The sequence below is a fragment of the Candidatus Merdisoma sp. HCP28S3_D10 genome (assembly GCF_052065835.1).
Lineage (GTDB): Bacteria > Bacillota > Clostridia > Lachnospirales > Lachnospiraceae > Laedolimicola.
Genome location: NZ_JBQHTG010000003.1, coordinates 69,746 through 86,645, shown reverse-complemented (window position 1 = coordinate 86,645; position 16,900 = coordinate 69,746). Strand labels below are relative to the sequence as shown.

17 protein-coding genes are annotated in these 16,900 nt (G+C 46.7%); 3 read left to right on the top strand and 14 right to left on the bottom strand.

Annotated features, from left to right (window positions below):
- Positions 1 to 9: 9 nt before the first annotated feature.
- Positions 10 to 2,625 (bottom strand): transglycosylase domain-containing protein, encoded by a 2,616-nt coding sequence (locus tag ACTNCH_RS08710; RefSeq protein WP_441018570.1) that lies wholly within the window; start codon positions 2,623 to 2,625, stop codon positions 10 to 12.
- Between the two features lie 247 nt (positions 2,626 to 2,872).
- Here ACTNCH_RS08710 and ACTNCH_RS08705 point away from each other — a divergent pair, with 247 nt between their 5' ends.
- Genes ACTNCH_RS08705 through ACTNCH_RS08695 form a run of 3 tightly spaced genes read left to right on the top strand, consistent with a single transcriptional unit; the run spans position 2,873 to position 6,347 of the window.
- Complete coding sequence (locus ACTNCH_RS08705; protein WP_441018568.1) at positions 2,873 to 3,181, top strand: DUF6514 family protein; 309 nt, start codon at positions 2,873 to 2,875, stop codon at positions 3,179 to 3,181.
- An 11-nt stretch (positions 3,182 to 3,192) separates the two neighbouring features.
- The gene (locus ACTNCH_RS08700; RefSeq protein ID WP_441018566.1) at positions 3,193 to 3,861 is read left to right on the top strand and encodes a YigZ family protein; all 669 of its coding nucleotides are present in this window, start codon (positions 3,193 to 3,195) and stop codon (positions 3,859 to 3,861) included.
- On the top strand, positions 3,858 to 6,347 hold the full coding sequence (locus ACTNCH_RS08695; protein ID WP_441018564.1) for a CotH kinase family protein: 2,490 nt from the start codon (positions 3,858 to 3,860) through the stop codon (positions 6,345 to 6,347). Before ACTNCH_RS08700 ends, ACTNCH_RS08695 begins: the two co-directional genes overlap by 4 nt.
- Positions 6,348 to 6,363: 16 nt before the next feature.
- Here the strand turns inward: ACTNCH_RS08695 and eno are convergent, their stop codons facing one another.
- The 13 genes from eno to ACTNCH_RS08630 form a co-directional block, all read right to left on the bottom strand.
- Positions 6,364 to 7,662 carry a phosphopyruvate hydratase gene (gene eno, locus ACTNCH_RS08690; protein WP_441018562.1) on the bottom strand — a complete coding sequence of 433 codons (1,299 nt, stop codon included), beginning with the start codon at positions 7,660 to 7,662 and terminating at the stop codon, positions 6,364 to 6,366.
- Positions 7,663 to 7,770: 108 nt separating this feature from the next.
- On the bottom strand, positions 7,771 to 8,640 hold the full coding sequence (locus tag ACTNCH_RS08685) for a phosphoglycerate dehydrogenase (RefSeq protein WP_441018560.1): 870 nt from the start codon (positions 8,638 to 8,640) through the stop codon (positions 7,771 to 7,773).
- Positions 8,641 to 8,735: 95 nt separating this feature from the next.
- A complete protein-coding gene (gene eda / locus ACTNCH_RS08680; RefSeq protein ID WP_441018558.1) occupies positions 8,736 to 9,365 on the bottom strand; it encodes a bifunctional 4-hydroxy-2-oxoglutarate aldolase/2-dehydro-3-deoxy-phosphogluconate aldolase in 630 nt (209 codons plus the stop codon).
- 15 nt (positions 9,366 to 9,380) lie between these two features.
- The gene (locus ACTNCH_RS08675; RefSeq protein ID WP_441018556.1) at positions 9,381 to 10,337 is read right to left on the bottom strand and encodes a phosphotriesterase family protein; all 957 of its coding nucleotides are present in this window, start codon (positions 10,335 to 10,337) and stop codon (positions 9,381 to 9,383) included.
- Positions 10,338 to 10,358: 21 nt separating this feature from the next.
- Complete coding sequence (locus tag ACTNCH_RS08670; protein WP_441038337.1) at positions 10,359 to 10,934, bottom strand: glucose-6-phosphate isomerase family protein; 576 nt, start codon at positions 10,932 to 10,934, stop codon at positions 10,359 to 10,361.
- Between the two features lie 10 nt (positions 10,935 to 10,944).
- On the bottom strand, positions 10,945 to 11,880 hold the full coding sequence (locus tag ACTNCH_RS08665) for a shikimate dehydrogenase family protein (RefSeq protein WP_441018552.1): 936 nt from the start codon (positions 11,878 to 11,880) through the stop codon (positions 10,945 to 10,947).
- 21 nt (positions 11,881 to 11,901) lie between these two features.
- A complete protein-coding gene (locus tag ACTNCH_RS08660) occupies positions 11,902 to 12,294 on the bottom strand; it encodes a VOC family protein (protein ID WP_441018824.1) in 393 nt (130 codons plus the stop codon).
- 116 nt (positions 12,295 to 12,410) lie between these two features.
- A complete protein-coding gene (locus ACTNCH_RS08655; RefSeq protein WP_441018550.1) occupies positions 12,411 to 13,160 on the bottom strand; it encodes a GntR family transcriptional regulator in 750 nt (249 codons plus the stop codon).
- 147 nt (positions 13,161 to 13,307) lie between these two features.
- Positions 13,308 to 13,985 (bottom strand): hypothetical protein, encoded by a 678-nt coding sequence (locus tag ACTNCH_RS08650; protein ID WP_441018548.1) that lies wholly within the window; start codon positions 13,983 to 13,985, stop codon positions 13,308 to 13,310.
- Positions 13,982 to 14,728 (bottom strand): hypothetical protein, encoded by a 747-nt coding sequence (locus ACTNCH_RS08645; protein ID WP_441018546.1) that lies wholly within the window; start codon positions 14,726 to 14,728, stop codon positions 13,982 to 13,984. The genes ACTNCH_RS08650 and ACTNCH_RS08645 overlap by 4 nt, the downstream gene beginning before the upstream one ends.
- Before the next feature lies 1 nt (position 14,729).
- Positions 14,730 to 15,479, bottom strand: coding sequence for a xylulokinase (locus ACTNCH_RS08640; protein WP_441018822.1), 750 nt, complete (start codon positions 15,477 to 15,479; stop codon positions 14,730 to 14,732).
- A gap of 133 nt (positions 15,480 to 15,612) precedes the next feature.
- Positions 15,613 to 16,113 carry a nitroreductase family protein gene (locus ACTNCH_RS08635; RefSeq protein WP_441018820.1) on the bottom strand — a complete coding sequence of 167 codons (501 nt, stop codon included), beginning with the start codon at positions 16,111 to 16,113 and terminating at the stop codon, positions 15,613 to 15,615.
- Between the two features lie 78 nt (positions 16,114 to 16,191).
- On the bottom strand, positions 16,192 to 16,893 hold the full coding sequence (locus tag ACTNCH_RS08630) for an L-ribulose-5-phosphate 4-epimerase (protein WP_158363511.1): 702 nt from the start codon (positions 16,891 to 16,893) through the stop codon (positions 16,192 to 16,194).
- Positions 16,894 to 16,900: the final 7 nt, after the last annotated feature.

Sequence of the window (16,900 nt, the reverse complement as noted above, 5' to 3'; positions counted from 1 at the left end):
CTCCCAGATTTATTCGTCAGAATCCTCATCATCCCAGACATATTCTGTGTCGTCATCGTCCTCCGTCTGAATCTCTCCCACTGCGGCCGTTCCGTCCGTAGGCGGCTGATTTACCGTACCCAGCACATTACCCGGGTGCAGGCTGCAGGGCTTGGCTACCAGAGGCGAGCCGGATACACTGTTATCGTCCGGAATCAGCGTAATCACACGGAATTCATGTACCGGGCACGCGTCTGTGGCCAGAGCGCCGCTCTCCACACAGGCCTCGCCTGTCACATGCACATCACAGTACTCGGTCGGCACCGTTCCCTCCGCAAAATATTCCGTCTTCACCATGCCGTCGCAGATTCCCGGAATCGGTAATTTACCCGACGCCGCGCAGACCGTCGCGCTGGTAACAGAGGACGGCTTCGGGAAACCGATGTTTTCCTGTCCCTCGCTCAGCCTGGACATGACTGCCTTCCAGATTTTCTTATGGTAGTTAGTCTCGCCTTTTTTGCTGGAGAGTTCATGGTTATTATCATAGCCCGCCCAGATACCCGCTGTGTAATAAGGCGTATAACCCACAAACCACACATCACGGTTATCGGAGGTGGTACCTGTCTTACCGGCAATGCTCATTCCGCCAAAGTTAACTGCTTTACCGGTACCCTGGGTTACTACATCCTGCATGGCACTGGTCAGAAGCCATGCGGTGCTATCCTTCAGAACGGTTCTGCTGTAAGCCTCTGTATTATCAATCAGTACATTGCCGTCATGATCGGTAATCTTCGTATAGAAAACCGGCTTCTCATAGACGCCGCCGTTGGCAATGGTTGCGTAAGCCGCCGTCAGCTCCACATTTTTCACACCATTGGTGATGCCGCCCAGTACCATAGCCTGGGTATAATCGTTTCTGCCGTTCTTCAGCTCCTTCTGCATCGTGGTGATTCCCATATTCTCCAGATAAGTGATACCCAAAGCCGGCGTAATATCCGTAATGGTCTTTACCGCCACGATATTCATGGACTGTTCGATACCTCTGCGGAGGGAAGACCAGCCCTGGTAATTGCCGCCGGTCCAGTTGCGGACAGGACGTCCCTTTCCGCCATCGTAATTGTAGGGCGCGTCGTACTGGGTGGTCGCCAGTGTCATTCCCGCAGAATCCAGCGCTGCCGCATAGGCTGCCACTACCTTAAAGGTAGAACCGGGCTGACGGGTGGTATCCACCGCGCGGTTCAGCGACAGACTCTCTGTCTTCTCTCCGCGGCCGCCTACAATTCCCTTCACATAACCGGTGGACTGATCCATGACTACCATAGAGATCTGAGGCTGCACCGTCATATTGATCGTTTCGTAGATCTTGTCATCTTCCTCTACGATCGCCTCTTTATAGGCGTCAATGTGAGCCTGCGCGTCTTCCTTGCTGTCAAAGAGCAATTCAAATTTGGAGGATTCATTCTCTTTGAAATACTTCTCCATCATTTCCTTGCTGTAATTCTTCTGCATTCCGTCGGGCTTCACCACCGTCAGGGCATATTCCAGGCCAATCTTGGAGCCTGCCGGATAATTCTCCTCCCTGGAGGTCTCCTCGTCCATAATCTTCTGAACCGCCGGATCCTGAGCCGTCTCTATGGTCAGTCCACCATTATAAACCAGATTGTAGGCTTGCTGAGAGGTATAACCCTTAACCTCCTGCAGATCATTGATCACCTGGGCAATGGTTGCGTCTACATAATAAGAATACACGGACGCCGTACTCTTTGTCTCATTGGTGGTCTGAATCCGGTCATAGACGTTGTCCTCCATGGCCTCTTCATATTCCGCATCCGAGATATGACCATTTTTCTTCATGGCGCTCAGAACCAGCTCCCGGCGCTTGGCATTCTCTTCCGGATCCGATACCGGATTATACTTGTTAGGGCTTTTGGTGATGCCTGCGATAACAGCCGCTTCCGAAACCGTCAGTTCGCTTACGTCTTTATTAAAATAACGGTTGGATGCTGCCTGAATACCCAGCGTATTCTGTCCCAGATTGATGGTATTCAGATACGCCTCCAGAATCTCATCCTTGGTCATAATCTTTTCCAGCTCAAGAGCCAGATACTGCTCCTGCAGCTTTCGTTCTATCTTCTCCATCATGGTATCTTCGCTCATGAAATCAAAGACGTTATTTTTCAGAAGCTGCTGGGTGATGGTGCTGGCGCCCTCGGTCTTCCGGAAGCCGCTGGCGACGCCCTTCACGCCTGCCCGGACGATACCCTTTAAATCAACTCCGTTATGTTCGTAAAAGCGCTCGTCCTCAATATCGATAAATGCCTTCTGCACGTGATCCGGAATTTTGTCTATATCCACCCAGACACGGTTGGATCCCGCAGTGATAAGCTCTGCCATTTTATTTCCGTCAGAATCTATCATCACAGACTTATATCCACGCGGAATGACACTGGTGCTGTCAATATCCGGAGCGTTATCAACGACTCCTTTCACAATTCCGATTCCGGCGCACAGGCCGATAACTCCCGCTGCCAGCAGGCAGACCAGGAATGCTTTTATAAAAATAACGCTGGCCTTTTTCCCTGCCTTCGCGCTTTTAGAATGCATAGACTTCTGTTTTTTTGAAGTACTGCGTTTCCCGTAATTCATGTTTTATCCTCCTATACATTCAATCATTATAACAAAAAGTACTGTCGGAATAAAGACTTATTTCAGAAATTCACAGTTTCTTAAGCATTTCTGCCCGTCTGTCCCTTGCACGGGAGCGACGCTTTATACTATAATAATAGGTACTTTAAAAATTTAATTTCTGTGACAGCTTTCGACATTCTTTTTCCATAGGGTTTTGTATAATTTTCTCAAAACCCGGCGTTTTCATTGCCAAAAGGAGATTATTATGCAAAGAGAATACCTCATCGAAACCCGTTCTGTCACAGATGAAAAAGGAAACCAGCTCCACCTGAAATATTACCTGATAGAAGAGGAACGCCCCACATCACCAGTCCCTCTCTATCGCATCTGCATCAAGAAATCCCTGGCCGAACGCCCCGGCGTGGAAGAAACCGAGAGCACTCCTCCGGTATCTGATTCCGAAAGCCAGGCCCGGGACATGTTGCGGCGCCTCATTCAGAATGCGGTAACACCTGTGTGTCTTCTGGAAATTGTGGATGATATGATGACCCAGGAGAGCGGACAGGCTTCCTGAAAGGAATTCACATGTCAGAAGCATACCGTTTTGCATACGCAGGCGGCGCGGGCGAAATTATTGAAAAAAAATCCAGGTTTATTGCGACCGTAGCCCCCGTCACCTCCGAAGAAGAAGCTCTGCGCTTTATTGAGCAGACAAAAAAACAATACTGGGACGCCCGTCACAACTGCACGGCTTTCACCATTGGCAGCCGACACCAGCTGACCCGCTGCAGCGACGACGGAGAACCGGCTGGTACAGCCGGCCGGCCTATGCTGGATGTTCTTTTAAAGGAAGATATCCACAACATCGCCATTGTCGTGACCCGTTATTTCGGCGGAACATTGCTTGGAACCGGCGGACTGGTACGGGCTTATTCCGGCGCGGTACAGGAAGGATTGAAAAATTCCATTATCTTAACCCGCCAGTCTGGCGTCCGTCTGGAAATCCGTACGGACTACACGGATTTAGGAAAAATTCAGTATCTGATGGGACAGAACCAGATTCCTACCCTGGATTCTGCCTACACCGATTCCGTCTGGTTAGAGGCTCTTGTGCCCTCTGAACAGCTGGAGTCCTTTTGCAACGCCCTGACTGAAGGCACAGCCGGAAAAGCTATTCTGACCAAAGGGGAGCCCTGCGACTACGCCATGAACGGCAGCGAACTTCTCTTACTGAATAAGGAGGACGAATCTTGAGACGGTCCACGCCCCGACAGAAAACCCTGCGCTACACCCGACTGGCCTTTCTCGCGCTCTGTTTGGCCATTTTATTTTTTCTGGGACAAAAATACCGAAAGGCCAATTATAATGCGCCCGTACTCTCCCTGAAAATCAATGAAATCTGTCTCAATAACCCGGGAACAGAAGTGAAACAGGGTCTTACTTATCAGAGCTATATCGAGCTGTACAATCCCACTGGAGAAACCATTTCCCTGGCAGGACTGTGCCTCTCTACAGATACCGGAGACAATGCCCAGCTTCTGGTGGGGGAAATAGAGCCTCACGGCTTCTCCTGTATCTATGCCCTGTCCGAAGACGGACCAGAACCGGAAGGCAGTCTTTCTGTGCGGCTCAGTCTTTCCGGCGTCCACACAGTAACGCTTACCTGGGAGAAAATCGTCGATTTGGCCACACTAAAGACAGAACCGGCCCTGCCGGTAGATTCTGTTTCACTGCCCGGCAGTCTCACACAAGGCACTGTCTATGCCCGCACAGAAGATGGCGGAGAAGAATTTGCTCCGCTGCGTCCCTCGCCGGGCGCTTCCAACCAGACTGCTGCCGGCCTTTTAGCTGAACAGCCGGTCATCGAAACTGCCAGCGGATTTTATCAAAATTCTGTTACCGTCTCCATGTCCGCACCTGACGGACTGACCATCCGGTACACCCTGGATGGCAGCACGCCAGACGAAACCTCTCCGGTCTATCAGGAGCCCCTGCACCTTACAGATCCCAGTGCCCAGCCTAATGTCTATGCAGCTTTGACAGATATTGTGGCGGAAACCACCGACTATCTTCCGCCTGCCCAGGCTGTAGATAAGGCTATTGTCCTCCGGGCTTCTGCTTTCGATGCAGACGGCAATTACAGCAATCCGGTAACTGCCTCTTACTTTATCAACCAGGAGCAGAAGAATGGTTATCCGGATGCCTGGATTCTTTCCCTGACCTCCGATCCGGACTATCTGTTTTCCGAAGAACGGGGGATCTATGTACGTGGTTCCGGCTATGAACAGGCCTTAAAGGACGGTATCATTTACGAGGAATTTCCTTGGATTGAACTGATGGATTATATGAATTATCACCGGGAAGGATCGGAATCTGAACGTCCGGCCCATCTGGCTCTTTTTGATGAACAGGGTAATACCCTGCTTGACCAGGACTGCGGAATCCGCATACGGGGCAATGAATCCCGCAGCTTTCCTCAGAAGAGTTTCACCCTCTTCGCCCGGAAGCGCTACGGGAACTCCGCATTTACCTCTATCTTTTCCAATCCGGAGGCAACCTATCCAACTATGATCCTCAACAACAGCCGTACTTTGAAAAAGGTATTTTTCTTCTCCTTGGCAGCTGAACAGGACACTGCCATTCAGGAATATCAGCCATGTCAGGTTTTCCTGGATGGGGAATACTGGGGCATGTATTTTCTCATGGAAAAATATTCTGCCGAATATCTGCAAAATCATTATCAGGTTCCCGCTGATGATATTTTGCTCATCAAAGACTCCGAAGAAGTACAATCTGGAAAGGCCGAAGACATCGCCCTCTATCAGGAAGCCGCAGATCTGCTCCATTCCGATCTGACCGACCCGGATACCTATGAGACGCTGTTAGAAACCATCGATATGCAAAGTCTGATCGACTGGCTCTGTACCAACATCTACATCGCCAACACAGACACGCGCCCCCTGGGCGGAAATGTCTATACCTGGCGTAGCACCCGTCCGGACGGCGAAGGCTGGAACGATGGCCGTTGGCGCTGGAGCCTGTACGATCTGGATGACTCTCTGGCTGTGGGAACCGAGTGGGAAAATACCGAGCCCTGGCTCATGGATACCTTTACAGAGCACGCCGGTTACTATCCTGCAGGCTTTCTTGATACGGAGCCTCTGCCCGCCCTTATGCAAAATGAAGATTTCCGCCGCCAGTTCGTCCTGACCTTTCTGGATATGGCCAATGAAAACTTCCGTCCGGAGCGGGTCAATGTTTTACTGGATCAGCTGAAAACCCAATACGCAGACCAGGCAGCTCTCAGCTGGCAGCGTTGGAACACAGTTCCCTGGTATGACAGCTTCGAAGAGCAGATCGAAGCCCTCCGTATCTTCTTCGAAAACCGCTTCGACGCCATCGTTCCTGCTCTTGCCGAACACTTTGAACTGACCGGAGACCTGGTGGATCTGACGCTTTCTATCCAGACTGCAGGCGCAGAGCCGGAAAGTAGTTCCGAAACCGATGGCGGAACCGTTACTCTGAACACCATTACCCCGGATCTTTCCAATGGAAGCTGGAACGGCTGGTACTACACCGATTATCCGATAACCCTGAAAGCGGAGCCCGCAAAGGGATATCTGTTTGCGGGCTGGGAATTAGAAAATGGAACCTTTCTGTCCGACAGCGTCAACAAGGAAGAGATCCTGGTACAACTTCAGAGAAATACGGAAATCACCGCCGTTTTTGAGGCAGAATAAAATCCATCTACAAAAACTATTTTACATGAAACGCCCGGATTCCCGGGTAAACCGCGCCCTTCCCCAGCTGCTCCTCGATGCGGAGCAGCTGGTTGTATTTTGCCACACGCTCGCTCCGGCTGGGCGCTCCCGTCTTTATCTGGCCGGTATGGAAAGCCACTGCCAGATCCGCAATCGTGGTATCCTCCGTTTCGCCAGATCTATGAGACACAACCGCTGTATATCCAGCCCTGTGGGCCATTTGAATCGTTTCCAGCGTCTCAGATACAGAACCAATCTGATTCAGCTTAATCAAGATGGAGTTGCCGCAGCCCTGTTCGATTCCTTTGGCTAATCGCCCGGTATTTGTAACAAACAGATCGTCTCCAACCAGCTGCACTTTGTCACCCAGACGCACGGTCAGCTTCTGCCAGCCTTCCCAGTCTTCCTCATCCAGGCCATCCTCAATCGAGATAATCGGATATTTTTCACAAAGCTCCGCCCAATGGGTAATCAGCTCCTCTGCGCTGTATTCCGTACCGGCCTTCGGAAGCTTATAAAAACCTTTCCCCTTCTCACTTTTCCACTCGGAGGCGGCCGCATCCATGGCAATCCGGAAATCCCGGCCCGGCTCATATCCCGCCTTCTTCACAGCCTCCAAAATTGTTTCAATAGCCTCCTCATCAGACTGTAACGCCGGAGCGAAGCCTCCCTCGTCTCCCACAGAGGTCGCCAGCCCTCTTTCCTGCAGAATCGAAGCCAGTCCATGAAAAACCTCCGCGCACCATCTTAAGCACTCTTTAAAGGAGGTTGCTCCCACCGGCATAATCATAAACTCCTGCACATCCAGTCCGGAGGACAGTGCATGACAGCCGCCATTTAGGATATTCATCATCGGAACCGGAAGACCATTTCCACCGGCACCGCCCAGGAACCGGTACAGCGGAATCGTAAGAGCTGCCGCTGCTGCCCGACAGGTGGCAATGGAAACTGCCAGAATCGCGTTTGCGCCCAGCCCGGACTTGTCCCCGGTTCCGTCTGCCTCCATCATGGCACGGTCTACCGCATAGATATCGGAAGCATCCAGCCCTTTCACCACCTCCCCGATAATTCGGTTGATATTCTCTACCGCCTTTGTAACACCTTTTCCCAAATATCTGCCCTTATCCCCGTCCCGCAGCTCCAGTGCCTCAAATTCCCCTGTAGATGCGCCGCTGGGGGCAGCTCCACGGCCTACGCTGCCGTCTGCCAGAATCACCTCGGCCTCCACTGTGGGATTTCCCCGGGAATCCAGAATTTCCCTGCCGATAACCTTCTCAATCTGCAAAGCCTTCATTTTGATAATCTCCTTTTCCTTTTTTCCTAGTATGGACAAAGATTATCAAAATATAAGACAAAGAACAGGCAAATTATTTCCCTTGTATTGCCTGCTCTTTGTCTTTTTCTAAATTTTATAACTGCAATTTCCTGTTTCCAACACCTCTATCACATTTTGTGCCGCCATCAAACTCATCTTGCTGCTGGCTTCTTTGGTTGCCGCTCCGGCATGCGGAGTAATAATACAATTCTGAAGCGTACACAGCGGACTATCATACGGCGGTTCCTGCACAGTTGCATCTAAACCTGCCCCTCTGATTTCTCCATTCTTTAATGCAGTATAAAGAGCCATTTCATCCACTATGCCACCTCTGGCTGTGTTGATCAGAATTGCATCTTTTTTCATCATCTGGAACTCTCTTGCCCCAAACATATTTTTTGTTTCTTCTGTTAAAGGAGAGTGTATCGTAATAAAATCAGACTCCTGAATCAGGGTATCCAGATCAACATACTTTGCTCCAAACTCTTTCGAAAAAAGATCATCCTGATATTTATCGTAACATAGGATTTGCATATTAAAACCTTTGCATCGTCTTGCTACTCCTTTCCCGATCCTCCCAGTCCCAATCACACCCAGAGTCTTTTCCCACATTTCGACACCGGAGGGTCTCACTCCATTTTTCCCTTTTATACTATTATCCATTATGGTAATATTACGTGCACAATTTAGCATCAGAGCAACTGCCATATCTGCTACTGAATCACCATTGGCACCAGGTGTTATTGTTACAATAATATTTTTTTCTTCTGCTGCCTGCACATCAACTTTATCGTATCCCACTCCATATCTGGATAGAACCTTAAGCTGCCCTGCCTTTTCTAATAAACTGCGATCATAGTTTTCTAAACCTGCAATTATTGCATCGGCAGTCCCTATCTCCTGTGCAAGCTGCTCCGTAATCGGCCCATCTGCTGCTTCCAGTTTTTTATTTCGCAATTATGCGCTTCCAATAGCTCCTTTGCTTTCGAATCCACACTGCCAAAAGAACGAGCCGTTACCAGAACCCTGTATTTTCCCATAGGTATCCCTCCTTACAAATCCTTTACAAGTTCGACTGCCTCCATCGTTGCCTTTTTTATCTCGTCAAACTTGCCTTCCCGGATCAATGAATCTTTTACCATCCAACTGCCACCGCATGCTATAATTCTGGGATCTGCCAGATACTCACGGATGTTGCCGGCATTAATACCTCCTGTCGGCATAAAACGCATCTGGGGAAATGGTCCGGATAATGCTTTAATCGTCGCCAGTCCTCCATATTGTGAAGCAGGGAAAAATTTCGCTACCGACAAACCGTATTCCAGCAAATACATAAGTTCTGTCGGCGTACAGATTCCTGGGAAAACAGGGATTTTATTTTCAATGGCATATTCTGTAACTTTTTGGCTAAAACCGGCTGAAACCAGGAATTTTGCTCCGGCTGACACTGCTTTTTTTGCCTGTTCTACTGTCACAATCGTTCCGGCTCCCACCAACATTTCTGGAAATCTCTCAGTAATTGCCCGAATCGATGCTTCTGCTGCCTCCGTCCGGAATGTGATTTCTGCAATCGGAAGTCCGCCTTGTATCAGTGCATCCGCCAGCGGGACTGCATTATCTGCATTATGAAGTACTACTACCGGAACAATTTTTAATTCTTCAATTTTCTTATTTACATCCATCTCTCCTTCATCCTCCTATTCCCACGCCAAAATCCGTCCTGGATTTTCTCTGAAAATCTTTTGGATTTGTTCTTCTGTAATTCCCTGTTTTCGCATTTCCGGAATAAATGTTTTTAAGATATACGCCAATCCAACTCCCTCAGGAGTATAGGTTTTTAATCTTTCTCTTGTGGTATCCAGCGAACATAACAATTGTCTCTCATAGCCACATTCAAATATTCTTTTGATCAATGCTATCTCTTTTTTGTCGCTGTGATATTTAAAACGTCCAATCGTATCAAATTCCAGCGCCGCTCCTGTTTCCAAAACTTTCCAAAAGCTTTCCTCTGCACACGCGCGATCCATATGACAGAAATAAACCTTTTCCATATTTATTCTTTCTGCCTTAAAAAATGTCAACAACTCATTCAGATCGCTTTCTGCCTCGATATGCACCATCAACGGTGCTCCTGTCTCTTTTTGTGCCCTCACTGCTGCCTTGAATAACACCGTGTATTGTCCCTGTAAATTACACTTATCTAAAGCAGTTTTAATGATCCCCGCTTTTCCTTTTTGCTGTTTTTCGAAAAATTTCAGGTCTGTATCGGTATACATTCCTTCTGTTAATTCCTTACAATAGAATTCGCACAATTTACGTTCTTCAACTGTACGAATCCAATGCTTCTCCGGATAAAACAGAAGCTTATGAAATCCGGTTGATGCCACAATGTGCACGCCCGTTTTTCTACTGATTTTTTCCAGTCCTTCTGCGTCCCGACCACAGCCACCCGGCTGCGCTTCTACCAAAGCGCAGCCGCCTGCTTTTTTATAGTCCGTCACTTCCTGTTCCGACCATTCCCTGTTATCCATAAATAAGGCCGGATTGATCTCAAAAGAGGTTCCTTTCCGCAGCAGAAGATGTTCATGACATTGTGTAAATCCCAAATCCTTAGATTCTATTTTTCCCAGTACCGTATGTATTTGCCCTTTCATCCGATTCACCGTACTTTATTTTTACCACTTAGGATTCGGCACAATCACAGGTTTCCCCTCCCGCTCCAGAATCAATTTGTGGTATCCCTTTGTCTCAATGGTTCCGTAATCATGGCCTGCATCCGCAGCGAAACAGAAAAACATCACCAACGGCTCTTTTCCTGTATTCACTGAACGATGCGCATATCTTCTCGGAACATACAAGGCCTCTCCCTTTTTTAACGGCATTTCCATGGTATCGCCTTCCGGATTCTCTAAAACCATATATCCGCTTCCATTTAATGTGTAATATACCTCTGCTGTCTCAAGCTGGGTATGAAAATGTCCCTTGGTCATAAAATATTCTTCGCCAACCAGACCCGGATATAAAATAGTAGTACCGAATCCCAGATCGCCCTTCCTCTCCGGAAATCCCAGCTCATAAAACTCGTAAACCAACGGATCAGAAATCTCCAGAATCTTTTCTGCCGCCTCCGTATCCAGATACATATTTTTCATCTGCGAGAGATATCTCTTTGTACTTTCCGCTGTCTTTGAAAACCCATTTAACAAATCAAAATCTACTGAAAAACTGCTGTCCCAATTAAAAGAATTCATATTATCCCCCTTATGCGTTCTTTGCCACTTCACTGAGCATCATTACTTTCGATTGCATATCATCGATATGAAATACCTCTGCCACTACCTGCGTCCAACCGTGTATAAAATAAATCCAGCCGTCCTTAATCGTAAGGTTTTTCTCTTTCTCCTGCGCCTTTGCCTGCTCCATAAATACAAGCTCTCCACGATAATTGATCTCCCATACCAAACTGTCTACCGGGAATTGCGCTGCATCCGTCAAAGGTGAACCCGGTGCATCTTTTCCAAGCCCTGTCGCATTTACTATCAGAGAATGCGGTTTTAAATCAGCCAGGATCTTATCATTGTCTCCCATATTGGGCGTATAGAGATATTCTAACTGGATATTTGGATTCAGACCGGTCAGAATTTTCTTTGCGGACTCCAGACGGGGCATGCTTCTATTAGAAATAATAATTTTCTTCGGGATGTCATCGCCGCCCTTCTCCTGACCAAAATACAGGGACATCGCAAGCGCTGCTCCACCTGCTCCCATCAGGAATACTTCGCCATCATACTTCTTCCAAAAATCCTTCGGCACAAAATGCTCCAAAGCCAGACCGCTTGAGATCGGATCTTTGGCATGTCCGCACAGCTTTCCATCCTTCTTCGAGATACTTGATATCTCTCCCAGCTTCTGCGCAAAAGGATCCAGATATTCAAATAACTCTTTGCATGCATTATATAAATCAATCTTATGCGTTGTCACAAGCGCTCCCAGGGAAAGCGGATCATTTTTAATAAATTCTACCGCTTCTCTGTAATCCTCTGCCGGCGAATGCGGTTTAAAATCAATTCCCTGAATTACTGCATCCAGTCCCAGTGCCTCCGCCCATTTCGGAAACACACGCATAATCGATGATTTTCCGGTAGTTACGCCAATAAAATAAATTGTCGGCCTCTCTGCTTTTTTCACATTTAACATTTTAATTTCCTCCTTTTTCTTTTATTTCAATCTCTCATTTAATTCCAGATGTTCATTATCCGGCCCGCGGAACATCACCCATTTCGAACCTTTCTCGAATGTCTGCGGTGCATGCGTATAGCTGCCCTCCTCAAAAGCAATCCCCTTTTTCTCCAACTCCGCTATCACTGCATCGATGTCTTCCACATTCATCGCAATGTGATCAAACCAACCATCTTCCCGTTGAATCGGTTTCGGAAATTGTACCAGTTCAATCACTGAATCTCCGTTTTGAATAAACTTCACTCGAACATCTCCATCGTCGCACTGATTCACAGATTCCCAGATCAGCTTGAAATTTAATTTTTCTGTATAAAACTTCAGCGATCTCTCAATATCATTTACAAACAGACCAATATGCGCAAATCCTTCCATCTTCAATCTTATTTCCTCCTTTTAATAATGATGTTACGATGTATTGTTACGATATAATAAGAAATAAAATAGAGAGTCCTATCATATGATTCATCACTTTAGGACTCTCTTTCCTCTTACTTATCTGTAAATACCGTGACTTCAAAACTATTTCTGTCACCCCGGTACCTTGCCAATGAAAACTCTATCGGCTGACCAAATACATTTACGCCCACGCTGGAAAAAAACTGTATTGGCTTTCCCTTTTTCATATCGAGTATTTCCGCATCACTGGCTGTAGCTTCCACTGCTTCCACCAAACGTTTCACACAATATACCCTTGTGGAATCATCCCTTGATAATACCGAATATAATGATTCCTTGGTAAAATCATGTTCCATGACAAAAGAACAACGATCATAGGGAAGATAAGTTTTTAACACCACAATTGGCTCATCGTCAGCATATCTTTTCCGATACAAGAAGACAACTGGATCTTCCGGCCTGATATTCAAATGCTCCGCCACCTCCGGCTTTGCCTTTTCTACTTTAAAATCGAGCACTTCCGTATATGGTGTGCGTCCAGTCCGAACAATCTGATCATTGTATGATTCCAGCTTCTGAATAAAATCCTGATTAATCTTGGGTTGTGATACGAAAGTCCCTTTACTCTTTACACGATAGAGCCAGCCTTCCTGTACCATTTCTGTAATGGCCTGTCTGACCGTTGTCCTGCTGATACCAAACATGTCACTCAGTTCTTTTTCTGTCGGTATCATGCTATCTTTCGGGTACGACCCATTCTTAATCTCAGACATAATCAATTCTTTCAGCTGAAAATACAGTGGAATGGGGGTCGTTTTGTCTAACTTTTTTCCAAGCAGCATATGTCCTCCCTGGTCTTTCCTTTCCTTTTTATGCTTTTATGCAATCATGACAATTATATGTCCGATTGTAGTATCTTTGTATTTTATATTAGCATAATCTGGATATTTGTCAATCAAACCGATCCCTTTTTCCTTTAAGAGTCCTTTTCATGCTTCCATATTTAATTTTGTCAAAATTTCAAACCCAACCGGAGTATTTACCCGTGTAACCCCTGCTTCCAGCATATCCAGAAAACGCTTTGGTTCTGTTACATTACCTGCTCCAATAACCTCAAACCGTCCTGCTGCCAGTTTTACAAACTCACGTACCTGCTCAATCGTTGGTTCCGGAATATCGTAGGGACGGAAGTCTGCAGATACCACCATTGCACTAACTCCGGCCTCAGCTGCCGCATCACATATCTCCTTCATCTGACTGTGGTCAAAGACACTGATTTCTGTCACAATTTTCACCGGGATTCCATCCGCCGCTTCCACCAGCGCCTTCAATTCTTCCCGCATCTCATCCTTATGTCCGCTCAAATACATTCCCACCTGCATGACAATGTAAAATTCGTCAATATGCAGCGGTTCATTCAGCATATCTTTCACTTCCTCTACTTTCTGAGATGTGAAATATGCCCCTGAAGGATACGATAACGCACAATCTACTTTTATCTGATCCTCCTGATTCAAAAGACTGTTTACTACAGGTACCGCAGAGGGACCTACTACAACTGTGTTTCCTCCTGCACGTACAGCCTTTAGTACCAGATTTTCGATCTGCTCATCCCCAACTTCATATTGCTGTATATTTGAAAACTCTACTCTTTCCGCGTATTTCATGCCTCAAGTCCTCCATATAACCGTGCCTGACGCTCCATATAGGTATTTGCAATATCCAGAGTACTTGCTGTATGTATTACTTCACAGCCCAACGCCCGATACCTTTCGAACTGCTCCAGTGTACGAATATTTCCCGATGGGTGGATATCAAACCGATTAGGGAAACACCGTTTAATCAATTCTACTTCTTCAAAAGATACTCCTAATTTACATCCCGGATTTACTTTTACCGAATATACGCCTGCTGAATCCAGAGCTTTCAGAACCTCTACTAATTCTGTATCACTTAACAGCGTCGCCGGTATCACAAATGCATTTTTAAAGAATTTTCCATCAAATTCTTTCATAATTTCAGCTGCTTCCATCTCCACATCTTTGTATCTGTGTGAAAATATCGCCTGCCAGTCAAGGCATACACAGGTATCTTCAATTCCTATTTCTAATAAATGCTCCAGATCCTGAAGCTTCTTCTTTAACGTCATTCTCCCAAGCGGATAAGATACTGCTGCATGCAGGCGGATAGAACCTCCGGTAATCTCTTGAATCATTTTTACAAAAACTGGTTCTGTATCAAAAGCAACCGGCTTAAAACCCGTATCAAGCAATCTATATAAAGCTTTTTTTACATCATCCTCTGTCTTTGTCAGTCCCTGCACTCCGAAATGGCAATGCGCTATCAGCGCCGCTCCCTCATTTCGTACGCGTTCTGCTATAATTGGATTCTTTATTTTTGTAAAATCCATATCACTTATCCTCCTGCGCTTCCGCCATATGTTTAAATGAAGGCTGCAGCACATCGTGCAATTCACAGAATACCTTATACATTCTGTCATAAATTGCCCGGTTCTCCGGTCTTGGCTGATAAATTTTCTTTACCTTTAAAAGCTTCTCAGCTCCAGCTTCCAAATCATCCACGAATCCCACTGCTACGGCTGACATCAGCGCTACGCCCAATACGCCGCCCTCATCTGCTTCCAATGTACAAATCGGCACATTATAAATATCTGCCTTGATCTGATTCCAGGTATCTCCCTTTGCGGCACCGCCAGAATGATATACCATCTGAATCTTTTCTCCATTTGCCTCAAAAATATCAAGCGTACGCTTGAACTCAAATGCTACGCCCTCCAGGAGCGCCCTGACCATATGACCCAGGCCTTTATCCAGGGACAGACCGATATAACAACCTCTGGAATCTGCACTTCCCATAGTACGCTCGCCCATCAGATAGGGAAGGAAGTATAATCCTTCTGCACCAGGCGCTACCTGTTCTGCCAGCTCACACAGATATGCATATTCGTCCATTCCTTTTGCATGTGCGGTCTCTGTCTCTTTCTTACCGAGATTATCACGCAGCCAGCGGAACGCACCACCCGCAGAATCAATATTTCCAAATGGTACCCAGCCATTCAGAACATGCCGCAGGTTCATAATTCGCTTATCCAGCACCGGTTTCCTGGTATAGGCCTGAATCGTTGCTCCGGTTCCTGTGATATCTACATTTAATTATATAACAACATTACTTTGTTATGACAAAGCATAGCACTAATTCTGATAACTGTCAATGTGGTTTTTAATATTTTGTATATTTTATATATTTTTTTCATTTTTTTGTTTATTTTGCCAATCAATATTGATTATAATGAATCCTCTCCTCTTCGTACCTCTCTGTTTCGATTCTTTCTTCTGCTGGGTATCCTATAGAAATAATTGCAAAAGGTTTCGTATGCTCCGGCAAATGAAGTACTTCCGATACTTTATCCATTCTTTCCTTTTTTGGAGCAATTCCCATCCATACTCCGCCCAAGCCCAGTTCCACAGCCTCAATCAGGATATTTTCCGTTGTCGCCGCCAGATCCTGTTCAAAATATGCCGGTGACTTCATTCGTTTTTCATTCGCTACAGGTATGATAGCCAGAGGAGCCTCTGCCGCCGGACTAGCATAAGGACTACATTCCGAAAGTGCCTTCAATATCTCCTTATCCGTAACAACAACAAACTCCCATTCTCTCTGATTCCTTGCTGTCGGAGAGGACATAGCTGCCTTTAAAAGCTCATGAACCTTTTGCTCTTCCACTGCCCTTTTCTGATATTTGCGAATGCTTCTCCGCACCATTATACTATTCATATCATCCACCCTCTTCTGTCTTTTTTAAATATAACAGCCGGATCACACTGGATCCGGCTGCTGCAATCTGATTCTCTATTATCTCTTAATCTGTCCGTAGTACGCATTTGCGCCATGCTTTCTCAGGAAATGCTTGTCCTGGATAACCTGCGGAGCCGGCTGTACTCTTGCATTCAAAATCTCGGTACGGCATGCCATCTTGGCAACCTCCTCAAGAACGACTGCGTTGTGTACGGCATTGGCTGCGTCTGTTCCCCAGGTAAACGGTCCATGGTTGGTGCACAGAACGCCCGGTACATGCATCGGATCGATGCCTCTGTTGTTGAAGGTTTCAACGATTACAAGACCTGTATTCTTCTCATACTCGCCGTTGATTTCCTCTGCGGTCAGGCTTCTGGCGCAGGGAATCTCGCCGTAGAAGTAATCTGCGTGTGTGGTTCCGTAGCAGGGAATGCTGCGGCCTGCCTGTGCCCAGGAGGTAGCCCACGGAGAGTGGGTATGTACTACGCCGCCAATCTTCGGGAACGCCTTATACAGCTCCAGATGGGTCGGTGTATCGGAAGACGGATTGTAATCGCCCTCTACCTTATTGCCCTCAAGGTCGATAACTACCATATCCTCCGGCTTCAGCAGATCGTACTCTACTCCGCTGGGTTTGATTACAAAAAGACCCTTTTCCCGGTCGATTCCACTGACATTTCCCCATGTATAGGTGATAAGTCCTCTTCTCGGAAGCTCCATATTGGCTTCATAAACCTGTTTTTTCAGTTCCTCTAACATGATTTCT